The following is a 13,664-nucleotide window of genomic DNA, read 5'->3' as shown; positions in this document are numbered from 1 at the left end:
TAGCGGGCGAACAATTTAGGTTATTTTTTGTATTAATTAGTAAAATGCCAGCTAAAATTAATTTAAACGGCATGCTTTTTGGCTTTTAACAAACACCAAACACACTCTGTTTTGAATAAATACGTACGCAAAAGTCTTAAAATTTTACTGTGGTTAATTGCCTCCATTATTATATTGGTGATTGGTTTAGCGCTGTCGCTAAATATTCCGGCCGTTCAAAATTTTGTTAAAGATAAGGCCATCAATTACCTGAAAACCAAAACCAAAACCGAAGTTAGCCTTGAAAGCATTAAAATAGCCCTGCCCAAAGATGTTGTACTCAACAAATTCTATATCGAAGACCGTAAAGGTGATACCCTGCTTTATGCAGAAAAACTGGCTGTAGATATCAGCTTATTTAAGTTGTTAAAAAACACTGTTGAGGTAAACAATATTGAGTTAAAAAATGTACGCGCAAATGTGAAGCGCATTAGCCCTGATACTACATTCAATTTTTCTTTTCTGGTTGATGCTTTTGCAAGTGATCAGAAAAAACCCGAAGAGAAAGTTAAAAAAGATACCACCTCTACCCTAAAATTTTCGGTCGATAAAGTTTCGTTTGAAGATATAGGCCTTAGCTACCGCGATGATGTGGCAGGCAACGATGTAAAGCTTTACCTGGGTGCCTTTAAAACCAAAATCAAAAATTTCGATCTGGCCAACCAGCACTATGTGATTAAGGAGCTGAGCTTAAATAATACGTCTTTACGGTACCTGCAGCAAAAACCTTTAGTTAAACTGGTGCAGCACATCACCAACAGTATGGATAGCAGTGAGAAGGAGCAGGGAAAACTGCCTTTAATAGAAGTGCAGAATTTTGTTTTCAGCAAGGTAAAAGTACATTACGACGATCAGATTTCGACTACCAAAGCTGTTGCCGATGTAAACGACCTTGGTTTGGTTAACTTAAAAGTAGATTTAACCAATAGCAAATACGCAGTTGATGATGCACATTTAAACAAATCGAACATCCTGTTTGCCTTTAAACCTGCGCCCAGTAACGATTTAAAAAAAGTAAAAGATACTGTATTACCCGAAAAATCGACCTTGGGGCTGCTGATCAAAAATATTAGCCTGGCCGATAATCAGGTGCAGTTCGATAACCTCGGCGCCAAACCTGCTGCAAAAGGAATGGATTTTAATCACCTCAAAATTGCCGGATTAAATTTAGGTGCGAGCGACGTATCTTACAGTGCAGCAGGGATAAAAGCCAATGTTAAAAATGGCTCGTTAAAAGAAAAAAGCGGTTTTGTATTAAATGAGTTGAAAGGCGATGCCGTGTACAATGACAAGCAGATTAAGCTGAGCAATTTTGTACTCAAAACCCCAAATACCACTATCGAAAATGCCACTGAGCTTAATTTTACTTCGATGGAGGATTTAACCAAACACCCCGAACGTGTAAAACTTAACCTGGCCTTTAAAAACACCACGATTGGTTTAAAGGATGCGGGCTATTTTAGCGATGCCATTCCGGCGAATTACCGTAACGAAAAAATAAAGCTCAATGCCGATGTTAACGGTTACTTAAATAACCTGAATATTCCACGCTTACAGGTTAGCGGATTAAAAAATACCCAGATCGATATCAGTGGAAAAGCAAAAGGCCTGCCCGATATCAAAAAAACCTTTCTGGATTTAAACATCAAAAAGCTCCATGTTACCAAAAGCGATATTTTGGTTGCCGTAACTAAAAAATCGCTCCCGCCTACCATCGAACTGCCCAATGTAATTGATGCAAAGGGTAATTTTAAAGGATCGATGACTGATTTTAACACCAACCTAAACATCCTAACCGATATGGGTGGTGCCAATGTAATAGCAGGAATGAAGGGGCCAAAAGGTAGGGAAAGTTACCAGGCCGATATTAGCCTGAACAATTTTAATGTTGGCCGTTTGTTAAAAATGCAGCCCAAATTGGGTCGCGTTTCAGCAAAAGCCAGGGTGGCAGGTACCGGTTTAGATCCCAAAAAAATCAATGCTAAATTTAATGCAAAGGTGTTAAGCGCTTACTACAATAAATATACTTACCGCAATTTAAATGTAGTCGGTACGTATGCCAACCAAAACGTTGTGGTAAAAAGCAGTATGCCCGATAGCAATGCCAACTTTGCCCTCGATGCTAAAGTGAACCTGGCCGGAAAATACCCAAGCATAAAAGCTGATTTGAATTTAAAACAGGTTAATCTACAGGCTTTAAATTTTAGTCCAACCGTATTAAGTGCAGCAGGTGTAGTTAAAGTAGACCTGGCTACCGCCGATGCCGATTATTTAAACGGGTCGGTTGATGTTACAGGCCTGCAGGTGGTAAAAGATAAACAGCGGATTAATGTAGATACCATTTCGGTACGCGCCAAAACAACGGCTACTGAAAATGAACTTACGCTGAATTCGGAAATTCTATCGGCCAAAATTGATGGTAAATATCAACTAACCAATATCAGTAGTGCCATTATAAACGAAATCAATAAATATTATGCTTTCGGTACCGTTACCAAAGTTCCCGATCAGCGTTTAAGGTTCTTTGTGCGTGTGTACGATTCAAAACTGTTAAAGAGTTTTGTACCCGAATTAACGGTGTTTAAACAATCTCAGTTTTACGGCTTAATTGATACCCAAAAAGACAGTCTTCAGATTAAAGGAAATTTCCCACAGGTTGTTTATGGCGATTTCAAAGTAGACACCACGGTTTTAAACATCAACAACGACAACAATAAACTCGATTACAGTTTAACTGTTAAAAGTTTACAAAGTCCATCCATTGCCCTTTTTAATACGGAGGTTACCGGCGATGCAGCCAACAATAATTTAGGCATAAACGTTTTCTTACGCGACAGGCAACGTAAAAACAAATATGTAATCGGTGGTAATTTCCAATCCATTAACAAAGATTTTAAATTTACCCTCGATCCGCAAAAACTGTTGCTCGATTACCAGAAATGGGTGGTTTCGCAAGATAATTACATCCAGTTCGGGGCTTCGGGTATTTTGGTCAACCAGTTTCAGATCAGTAATAGCGGCCAATCGCTGGCCATAAACAGCAACCCAACCGAGCCCAATGCACCTTTAGCAGTTGAGTTTAAAGATTTTCAATTGGAAACCCTTACCAAATTTGCCGAAACCGACACCACTTTGGTAGGCGGTCGTTTAAATGGAACAGCCAATGTGAAAGACCTGGCTACTACCCCGAAATTTGAGGCCAATCTCACCATCGATCAGTTGCGTTACCAGAAAGACCAGTTGGGTACCTTGCGCTTAGCCGTAAACAACAATACCGAAAATGCTTTTGAGGTAAACCTCGCATTAACCGGCGTGCACGAATTAAGGGCAAACGGTTTTTATTATACTGCACCACAAAGTGCATTAGATTTGACCGTAAATATCGATAAGATTGAAATGAAAAACATTGAGAGCTTATCGGCCGGACAGCTTAAACGTGGCACAGGCACCTTAACAGGAGCACTAACCGTTAAAGGGGCATTAACGGAACCAAAAATACTGGGCGATTTAACCTTCAATAATGCCGGATTTAACGTGGCCTATGTAAACTCTTATTTCCGGATGCCAAACGAAAAGATTTCGTTTACCGAAGAAGGGATCAGCTTTAACAACTTTACATTGATCGATTCTTTAAACCAGAAAGCCACCATTAACGGAAAAGTTTACACCAGCGATTTTAAGAATTACCGCTTCGGTTTGGATATTAAAACCAATAATTTCAGGGCACTGAATTCGACCGCAGCCGATAACGACATGATTTACGGAACGGTTTTCTTAACCAGCGATATCAAAGTGCGTGGCGATTTGAACCAGCCCGATGTAAACATGAACATTAAGGTAAACAAGGGCACCAAGTTTTTCTTTGCCTTGCCTGCCAACGATCCATCCATTATCGACCAGGAAGGTATTGTTCAGTTTATTGATGAAGACGCCCCGCCATTTAATGGCAAAAAGGCACTGAATGTAGATAGCATCAGCAAAGCGCCTATTAAAGGCTTAAACTTAGTTGCCGCAGTAAATATCGACCCTGAGGCTGAACTCAATGTGGTAGTAGATCCGGCCAGTGGCGATAACCTGAATGTAAAAGGCGATGCCGATTTAAATGTAACGATGGATCCCAGCGGTAAAATCAGCATGACAGGCCGTTACGAAATTGTAGATGGTTCGTACAACCTTACCCTTGCCGTGGTTAAGAAAGAATTTAAACTCGTAAAAGGTAGTACCATTATCTGGACTGGCGAACCAACATCGGCTAATGCCAATATAACAGCTTTGTATGAGGTGAATGCAGCTCCTATCGATTTGCTCAATCAGCCAGACCTTTACGAAGCCAGAACCAAATTACCTTTTCAGGTTTATTTAATGATGAAAGGCGAATTATTAAAGCCAACCATTTCATTTAAACTCGATTTACCCGAAAATGAGCGTGGCGCACTGAGCGGCCAGGTGTATACCAAGCTGATTAACGTAAACCGCGATGAAAGCGAACTGAACAAGCAGGTTTTTGCCTTGCTGGCTTTAAACCGGTTTATTGCTAATAATCCGTTCCAGAGTTTGGCTGGTGGTGGCGGTGGGGTTTCTACCCTTGCCCGCTCGAGTGTAAGTAAATTGCTAACTGAGCAGCTAAACAATTTAACTTCAGATTTGATACAAGGTGTAGACCTCAACTTCGGGGTAAATTCATCAGAAGATTACTCTACAGGTTCAATGCAGCAAAAAACCGATTTAGAAGTTGGTTTATCTAAAAAACTACTGAATGATCGCTTAACGGTTACTGTAGGTAGTTCGTTTGCGCTGGAAGGTCCGCAGGCACCAGGAGAAAAATCGACCAATATTGCCGGAAACGTAAATGTAGAATATGCACTTTCGGCGGATGGCCGCTACCGGTTAAGGGCTTACCGCCGCAACCAGAACGATGTGATTGTGCAAGGTCAGATTATCGAAACCGGCTTAGGGTTTACTTTGGTGGTAGACTACAATAAATTTAGAGAGATATTTCAGAAGAAACGCATTAGAAGAATAAGAAACATTGAACAGAAAGCACAAGATGAAAAAACTAACTAGACCGCTTTTATTTTTACTGGCCTGTTTAGTTTGGGCTTGCAGCAGTACCAAATCTTTAAAACCAGGACAGATTTTGTACACCGGTGCTGAAGTGAAAATCAATCCGGATTCTTCTGGGAAGATTGATAACGAAAAGCAGATTAAAAACGATCTCGAGGCTAAAACAAGGCCTCGTCCTAACAGTTCAATCCTGGGGATCAAATTCAAACTTGGCCTTTACAACCTTGCCGGCGAACCTAAAAAGCCAAAGGGTTTCAGGAACTGGCTACGCAAAAAAGGAGAAGCTCCGGTGCTGTTGAACGATGTAAAACTGAAATACAATAACGATGTACTTACCAGTTATCTCATTAGTGAAGGCTACCTGCAGGCCAATGTTACCGGCGATACCATAGTGAAAGAAAAAAAAGGTAAAGCCATTTATACCGCAGTTACTGGCCAGCGCTATAAAATCAATAAAGTAACTTTCCCGCCCGATACAGGTATTTTAACCAAAAACATCAATGTTAACAAGGATAAAACCTTGTTAAAAGTGGGTGATTTTTATGATATTGACACCTATAAAAACGAACGGATCAGGATTGATAATGACCTGAAAGAAATTGGTTATTTCTATTTCAGTCCCGATTACCTGATTATACAGGTTGATAGTACCATCGGCAAAAACCTGGTTAACATTAAGGTAAAAGTTAAAGATATTGCGCCTGATGCGGCGATAAAGCCTTACACCGTTAAAAACATCAATATTTACCCTAACTATTCGTTGCGGAGAGATAGTGCTTTAAGGAAGCTAAATCCGTTGGTATATAACGATTTTAACATTTACGATAACCGCAATACGTTTAAACCTAAACTTTTCGACCGTCTGGTATTTTTTCAAAAAGGAGAAGCCTATAACCGTAAAGATCATAACCAATCGTTAAACAGGATGGTAAATGTAGGTGCATTTCAAGATGTTAGGGTGGAGTTTTTGCCTGTAGATAGTTTTAGGAACAATCAACTTGACCTGAATATCTATTTAACCCCTTTAAAGAAAAATTCGCTTACTTTCTCGGTTACCGGAACCAGTAAATCAAATAATTTTGTTGGTTCTGAAGTTAAGGTTACCCAAACCACACGGAACCTGTTCAGAAATGCAGAACAGCTTGATTTAAGCGTTAGTGGCGGCTTTGAAACTCAAACTAAAGGAACCTCACTGAGCAAAAATTCGTTGTCGTTTACGGCCGAAGGAAAACTAACTTTCCCCAGGTTAATTGTTCCATTCTATAAACCGAACAGCACCAATGCCTTTATTCCTAAAACCATCACCTCGCTGTCTTACCAGATGCTAAATAGGGGTTCGGAATATACTTTACATGCTATAAAAGGCGAATACGGGTATAATTTTAAGGAAAATCAGTACAAAGAGCATAATTTTAATCCGATATCGATTAGTTATGTAGCTACAAGTTTCCCTGATACCAATACCAGAGATAGCCTTTTTAAAAATAATCCGCTTTTAAGATCTACACTTGAAAACCAATTCATCGTCGGTAGCAATTACAATTTTACCTATACCAACCAGATGGAAGATAGCCGTCGGAATAATGTATACTTCTACGGCGCTTTAGAAACCGGAGGAAACGTTTGGGGTTTATTTACTTCTAAAAATAATGAAGGCAAGCGAACCATTTTTAATGTTCCCTTAACCCAGTTTATGCGCGTAGAAGCCGATTTAAGAGATTATTATAAAATTACCAAAAACCTGATCTGGGCTAATCGGTTAAACTTAGGCTATGGTTATGCTTATGGCAACAGTAGCTCATTACCCTTTGTTAAACAGTTTTTTGCAGGCGGCAGTAATGATGTAAGGGCCTTCCCTGCCCGTACATTGGGCCCAGGCACCTATAAAGTTCGCGATGATGCCATTTTCGCTGATCAGGGTGGTGATATTAAATTAATGCTGAATTCAGAACTGCGTTTTAAAATTGTGAGTATATTCTATGGCGCGTTATTTGTTGATGCTGGTAATATCTGGCTCAGGAAAGAAGATCTCGGAGAACCTGGCAAACCAGAAACTGCCAGGCTTGGCTCTGGCTTCAGGCTAAAGAATACATTTAATGAACTTGCTGTAGGCACAGGTGCCGGCTTAAGGGTAGATGTTAGTATTTTTGTAGTGCGCCTGGATGTAGCTTTCCCTGTGCGTAAACCATATTTGCCTGAGGGACAACGTTGGGTATTCAACGATATCAATTTTGGAAGTAAAGACTGGCGCAGGCAAAATTTAATTTTTAATATTGGGATAGGATATCCATTTTAGTTTTTTGATGAAAAGAGTAAGAGTAATACATAAAATCAAATATTTTTTTGTTGCCATTTATCACCTTTTTATAGCCGCCGGAAAAGGCTTTATGGAAGATAGGGTAATGAAATTAAGTGCCTCCCTGGCTTACTATACTATCTTTTCGCTTACACCACTCATTATTATTGTACTCTCGGCAGCCACGCTGTTTTTTGGCGATAAAATGAAAACCCGCGATAAGTTTTTTATCGAGGTTACTGAGCTGGTTGGAAAACCAGCAGCTACCCAGATACAGGGTTTTGTTGAGCATGCAAACAAAACGGGCCAGTCTACCTTGGGTTTAATTATTGGTATCGGTACATTAATTGTTGGTGCAACGGCCATTTTTATCGAAATACAAGACAGCATCAATCTGATCTGGAAAGTAAAGGCTATGCCTAAAAAAGGCTGGATAAAAATGCTCACCAACCGATTGCTTTCTTTCTCACTCATTGTGTCGATGGGCTTCTTGCTCCTGGTATCTTTAGTAATTAACAGTGTTGTTGTTGGTTTGGGCGATAAACTGGTTTCCCTAATTTCGGAAAGTAAGGTTGATGATGTGATACCTGTGGCAAACGATACCATGGCCTTAATTATCTACATCTTAAATAATGCACTTACGCTTACCGCTGTTACGGCCGTATTTACCATTATTTTTAAGGTACTGCCCGATGTTAACATTAAATGGAAATCGGCTATAATTGGTGCATTATTCACTGCCCTGCTGTTTAGCCTCGGCAAATATTTAATCGGTATCTACATCGAAAAAGGAAGTACGGTTTCGGCATTTGGTGCAGCAGGTTCTATTATCATTATCCTCCTGTGGATTTACTACACTTCCATTATCCTTTATTTTGGTGCAGAATTTACACAAGCTTATGCCGAAAAGTTCGATGGCGGTATTTCACCCAGTAAATATGCCGTATTTACTAAAATTACGATTGTAGAGAAAAAGGTTGATGTATTGCCACCACAACACCCTGAAGATACGGTTAACCTGCCGAAAGAATAGCGAACTTAGTTTCTCATTCAGATCATCTCATTCCCAAATCTTCTTACTGAAATACCCGTCCGGGCGGACGGGTATTTCAGCATCTCTTAACTTATTGGTTGGTATCCCAGCGGCTGAAAAAAGAGTACCTAAGCTGGTTGGTGAGACACCGACCAGTAGATAAACAAAAAAGTCAGGCCTTTTAAAACCTGACTCTCTTTTTATGCTACTTCCGTAATTACTTTAGGCTCTTCTGCAACCTCATCCTTCTCTATACGTAGGTTCCGGATAATGTGCTGCTGCCTGTCTGGAGTATTCTTACCCATATAATATTCTAACAGGCTCTTAATTGTCTGATCTTTTAAAATCACAGGGTCCAATCTGATATCTTTTCCGATAAACAGTCCAAACTCATCAGGAGAAATCTCACCTAAACCTTTAAATCGGGTAATTTCAGGCTTGTTACCTAATTTTTCTATCGCATTTCTACGCTCCTCATCGCTATAGCAATAAATCGTTTCCTTTTTATTACGTACCCTAAAAAGTGGCGTTTGCAAAATATACACGTGCCCAGCCTTTACCAGATCGGGAAAAAACTGGAGGAAGAAAGTCATCATTAACAAACGGATGTGCATACCATCCACATCGGCATCAGTAGCGATAACGATATTATTGTAGTGTAAGCCCTCTAATCCGTCTTCGATATTTAAAGCGTGCTGCAACAGGTTAAATTCTTCATTTTCGTACACCACTTTTTTGGTCAGTTCGTAGCAATTAAGGGGTTTACCTTTTAAGCTGAAAACTGCCTGACAATCTACATCACGTGATTTTGTGATAGAACCGGAGGCCGAATCTCCCTCGGTAATAAATAAAGTAGTTTCGTAACGTTTTTCGTGCGTGCTGTTGAAATGCACTTTACAATCGCGCAGTTTTTTGTTGTGCAACGAAGCCTTTTTAGCCCTGTCGTTAGCCAGTTTTTTAATCCCTGCAATATCCTTACGCTCACGCTCCGATTGCATAATCCTTTTCAGCAAAGCATCGGCAACATCAGGGTTTTTGTGTAGATAATCGTCAAGTTCTTTTTTAACAAAGTCGTTAATAAAAGTAGGCACTGATGGTCCTTCGGGGCCCATATTCTGCGAACCCAGTTTTGTTTTGGTTTGCGATTCGAAAACCGGCTCCTGCACACGGATAGAAATGGCCGCGATAATGGATGAGCGTACATCAGCAGCGTCAAACTCTTTCTTAAAAAACTCACGAACGGTTTTCACTACCGCGGCTCTGAAAGCAGCCTGGTGGGTTCCACCCTGTGTGGTGTGCTGTCCGTTAACAAAAGAATGGTAATCTTCGCCATATTGCTGACCGTGGGTCATCGCAATTTCGATATCGGGCCCAACCATGTGGATAATTGGGTATCTGATTTCTTCTGGCTTATTAAATTTAGAAAGCAAATCGTAAAGACCTCTTTCTGAAAAATATTTCTGGTTATTGAAATTTACCGTTAATCCTGTATTTAAGAAAACGTAGTTCCAAACCATGCTCTCTACAAAATCAGGAATGTAATGGTAGTTTCTAAAAATAGTTTCGTCAGGGTAAAAAGTAATGGCAGTGCCGTTACGCTGGGTAGTATCAATAACCGGGTTTTCGGTTACAATTTCACCTTTAGAAAACTCAACTTTCTTCGTTTTTCCATCGCGGTACGATTGCACGGTAAAACTGGTCGACAAAGCATTTACCGCTTTGGTACCAACACCATTTAAACCCACCGATTTTTGGAAGGCATTGCTATCGTATTTACCGCCGGTATTGATTTTGCTTACACAATCGATTACTTTACCCAAGGGAATACCACGGCCATAATCGCGCACGTTTACTTTTTGCTCTGAAAGAGTAATTTCGATGGTTTTTCCTGTTCCCATCACAAACTCATCGATAGAGTTATCTACAATTTCCTTTAACAAAACATAAATACCATCGTCCTGTGCAGAGCCATCACCAAGTTTTCCGATATACATACCGGGACGCAACCTGATGTGTTCTTTCCAATCTAATGAGCGGATACTGTCGTCGTTATAAATTACTTCTGCCATAATGTGTTTATTCTGTTCCTCAATGAAAAACCCTGCATTTTTGATTTGCCGAGCGATGAAGAGTTTGTAGAAATAACCCTGATGATTGAAATAAAAACATTTTCAGATCACCTCTTCAGAATTATCTTACAATAATAAATTTATTATGTGAGGCTAGCAAAATAAAGTTTCAACACAATGATGGAAAATGGATGATGAAAAGCATACCGTTCATGGCTTTAAGAATTAACTAAATCACCTCTTCCATCTTCCCTCCTCCATTTTACCTCCTCCATCTTCCCTCTCCCCTATTTACATAATTTCCCTATCTTCATCCCACATTAACAAATTATTCATGCAACAGAAAAAGCAGCTTTCGTTATTCGATTTATCCATGATTGTGGTAAGTTTGGTTATTGGCATGGGGGTTTTCCGCACACCAGTAAATGTTGCAGCTAAAGCGCAAATCCCCGAACTGTTTTACCTTGCCTGGTTTATTGGCGGTTTTGTAGCTTTTTGTGGTGCATTAACTTATGCAGAAATCGGATCGCGTTTCCCAGTAACTGGTGGCTATTATAAAATATTTTCGGCGGCTTATCATCCGTCCATTGCCTTTGCCATTAATTGTATTGTGATCATTTCGAGTGCAGCTTCGGTAGCGGCCATATCTATTATCGGTGCAGAGTATCTGAGTAAGATTATTTTGCCTCCAGCCATGCAAAACGAAACCTACCGGGTTGCCATTGCCATTACTACCATACTGGTGTTTTATTTCATCAATCTGCTTGGTTTAAAAGCCAGTTCGAAAACGCAGAATGTATTAACGGTAATTAAGATCGGTATGATTTTAACACTCATCTGCGCCGTGTTTTTTGGAGGAGGTACACAAACTGCAGCGCCCGTTTTTAAAACCACCAGTGGAGCATTACCCAACTGGGCCGATTACGGCAAAGCCCTTGGCCTTTGTTTAATTGCAGTTTCGTTCTCTTATGCAGGTTATGCACAAACTATTAATTTTGGCGGTGAGGTTAAAGAAGCAAAAAAGGTAATCCCACGCGCAATTATTATTGGCTTAACCATTATCGTCATCCTGTATCTGGCCATTAACTATGTATATGTTCGGGTTATCGGCTTCGAAGAACTGAAATCTGCAGAAAGCATTGCTGCAATCCTGGCTGCTAAAATATTCGGCCCTGCTGGCTTCAACGCGCTTTCGGTTATTATCTTTTTTTCGGTAATGGGCTATGTAAATGTAAATTTATTGAGTAACCCCAGGGCTATGTTTGCCATGGGCGAAGAAGGTGCTTTACCCAAAGTTTTTAGTCGTATGAATAAAAAAACGGAGGTAATTACCTTGAGCTTAACCGTTTTTACAGTGGTTGCAGTGGTAATTATTTTCTATGCCAAAACTTTTGATAAGATTTTAAACTACACCATTTTTTTAGAAAGCATTAGTATGGCCAGTTCGGCAGCAACTATTTTCATTCTGCGCAAAAGAACTGCACATCTTGATAAAAAAACCATCTATACTGTTCCTTTATATCCTATATTGCCTATTATATTTATAGCAGCATATACCTTTGTGGCCCTAAGCATTTACGCCGACGATCCCAATGCTGCACTGAATGGTTTATATATCTTTATTGGCTTTCTGGCAATTTATTTTGTGAGCAGATGGTTTAATAAGAAATAAGTAAACTACGAATAGAAATTAAAGGAAATTAATGAACAAAACACTCTCGCTAAAACAAGAAATTGCTTACGCTGCCGGTATGATTGGCTGGAGCACGATGACGAACATTATCATCGTAATGCTGCCCTTTTTCTACCTGCCGCCCAGCAACGCCGGCCTCCCCCCACTTGTACCGCAACTTGTTTTATTCGGAGCCTTTAATATCCTATCTATTATTGCTGCCTCAGGCCGTTTGGTCGATGCTCTTTACGATCCGTTTATTGCAGCCAAAAGTGATGCCAGTAACAATAAGAAAGGCCGACGCATGCCTTTTATGAAATGGGCTATAATTCCGGCCATGCTTTTTTGCGGCCTGGTTTTTTACCCGCTTCAAAAAACCGAAAGCCTGCACAATGCTTGGTGGTTAACCATTACACTTTGTTTATTCTTTGTATCGGTTACCACCTATATCATCCCTTACAACGCTTTACTTGCCGAAGTGACCAACACGCCAAGGCAAAAAGTAAAACTTTCCAGTTACCAACAGGTGGGTTTTGTAATTGGCATTATTTTATCGGCCTGCACCAATAATTTTGCCGATCTGGTACAAGATAATTTTCAGGTAACCAACCGTAGCGAAGCCGTTCAAATGGCCATTTGGGGCTTATGCGCGCTATCCGGACTTGTGATGTTACTACCTGTTTTTTTCATCAATGAAAAAGATTTTTCGGTAGCCAAACCTTCACATGTTCCTCTTTGGGCGGCGATGAAGAATACCTTTAAAAACAGTAATTTTAAATATTACCTGATTTCAGACTTTGCCTTTTACACTGCCTTGAGCATCATTTCGAGTGGTCTGTTATACTTCTGCACCGTTTTGCTGGGCCTGCACGAATCAGAGGGAGGGAAATTTATGGCATCGATGGTATTGGCTTCGTTGTTATTTTACCCACTGGTTAACTTTGGTTCGGCTAAAATAGGTAAGAAACCCTTTGTACTCTTCGCTTTTGGGGTACTGTGCCTCATTTTTGTCACCATATTTTTCCTGGGCAAATTACCGTTTGGTCCGCATACCCAAATTTACATGTTGGTTTTATCGGCCTCATTTCCATTGGCTGCGCTAGGTATTTTACCTACGGCTATCCTGGCCGATATTGCCCAAAGAGATACTTTAGCAACCGGCGAAAACCACGAAGGAATGTTCTTTGCGGTAAAATATCTTTTTGTAAAGCTAGGCCAAACCCTGGGTATTGCTATTTTTGCGATGCTTACCATTTACGGTAAAGATCCGGGTAATGATTTCGGATTACGCCTGAATGGAATTGTAGGTTTTGGGCTCTGTTTAATCGCATTGTTGTTTTTCAGCAGGTTTAAAGAGGAAAAGTAATAGTCAAATGTAGAGCAGGATTGAATGTGAGTTTGAGCCGCTCCGATCATTCAAAATTCAATTATTCGATCATTCCATAAATTTAGCTATCTTTGCAGCGAAGCAGGAATAAGGGCTTGTCATTC

Annotated in this window: 6 protein-coding genes; 5 read left to right on the top strand and 1 reads right to left on the bottom strand. The window is 40.1% G+C overall.

Annotated features, from left to right (window positions below; genetic code table 11):
• Window positions 1-111: 111 nt before the first annotated feature.
• The 3 genes from DBR40_RS00600 to DBR40_RS00590 are packed head-to-tail and all read left to right on the top strand — an operon-like array spanning window position 112 to window position 8,432.
• A complete protein-coding gene (locus tag DBR40_RS00600) occupies window positions 112-5,103 on the top strand; it encodes a translocation/assembly module TamB (protein WP_124557873.1) in 4,992 nt (1,663 codons plus the stop codon).
• Window positions 5,087-7,399, top strand: coding sequence for a BamA/TamA family outer membrane protein (locus DBR40_RS00595; protein WP_124557872.1), 2,313 nt, complete (start codon window positions 5,087-5,089; stop codon window positions 7,397-7,399). Before DBR40_RS00600 ends, DBR40_RS00595 begins: the two co-directional genes overlap by 17 nt.
• 7 nt (window positions 7,400-7,406) lie before the next feature.
• Window positions 7,407-8,432: a YihY/virulence factor BrkB family protein gene (locus DBR40_RS00590; protein WP_124557871.1), complete on the top strand. Its 1,026-nt coding sequence runs from the start codon at window positions 7,407-7,409 to the stop codon at window positions 8,430-8,432.
• Window positions 8,433-8,632: 200 nt separating this feature from the next.
• On the opposite strand, the gene DBR40_RS00585 is transcribed toward DBR40_RS00590, so the two are convergent.
• On the bottom strand, window positions 8,633-10,501 hold the full coding sequence (locus DBR40_RS00585) for a DNA topoisomerase IV subunit B (RefSeq protein WP_124557870.1): 1,869 nt from the start codon (window positions 10,499-10,501) through the stop codon (window positions 8,633-8,635).
• A gap of 334 nt (window positions 10,502-10,835) precedes the next feature.
• Here DBR40_RS00585 and DBR40_RS00580 point away from each other — a divergent pair, with 334 nt between their 5' ends.
• Window positions 10,836-12,173: an APC family permease gene (locus tag DBR40_RS00580; RefSeq protein ID WP_124557869.1), complete on the top strand. Its 1,338-nt coding sequence runs from the start codon at window positions 10,836-10,838 to the stop codon at window positions 12,171-12,173.
• Between the two features lie 31 nt (window positions 12,174-12,204).
• Complete coding sequence (locus DBR40_RS00575) at window positions 12,205-13,539, top strand: MFS transporter (RefSeq protein ID WP_124557868.1); 1,335 nt, start codon at window positions 12,205-12,207, stop codon at window positions 13,537-13,539.
• Window positions 13,540-13,664 lie beyond the last annotated feature (125 nt).

The organism is Pedobacter sp. KBW01 (assembly GCF_003852395.1).
Lineage (GTDB): Bacteria > Bacteroidota > Bacteroidia > Sphingobacteriales > Sphingobacteriaceae > Pedobacter.
The sequence above is the reverse complement of the archived record's forward strand: the minus strand, read 5'-3'. Positions and strand labels throughout refer to the sequence as shown.

Coding starts and splice junctions, on each gene's coding strand:
- DBR40_RS00595 (WP_124557872.1), top strand. CDS start 5,087: ATGAAAAAACTAACTAGACCGCTTTTATTTTTACTGGCCTGTTTAGTT.
- DBR40_RS00585 (WP_124557870.1), bottom strand. CDS start 10,501: ATGGCAGAAGTAATTTATAACGACGACAGTATCCGCTCATTAGATTGG.
- DBR40_RS00575 (WP_124557868.1), top strand. CDS start 12,205: ATGAACAAAACACTCTCGCTAAAACAAGAAATTGCTTACGCTGCCGGT.
- DBR40_RS00580 (WP_124557869.1), top strand. CDS start 10,836: ATGCAACAGAAAAAGCAGCTTTCGTTATTCGATTTATCCATGATTGTG.
- DBR40_RS00590 (WP_124557871.1), top strand. CDS start 7,407: ATGAAAAGAGTAAGAGTAATACATAAAATCAAATATTTTTTTGTTGCC.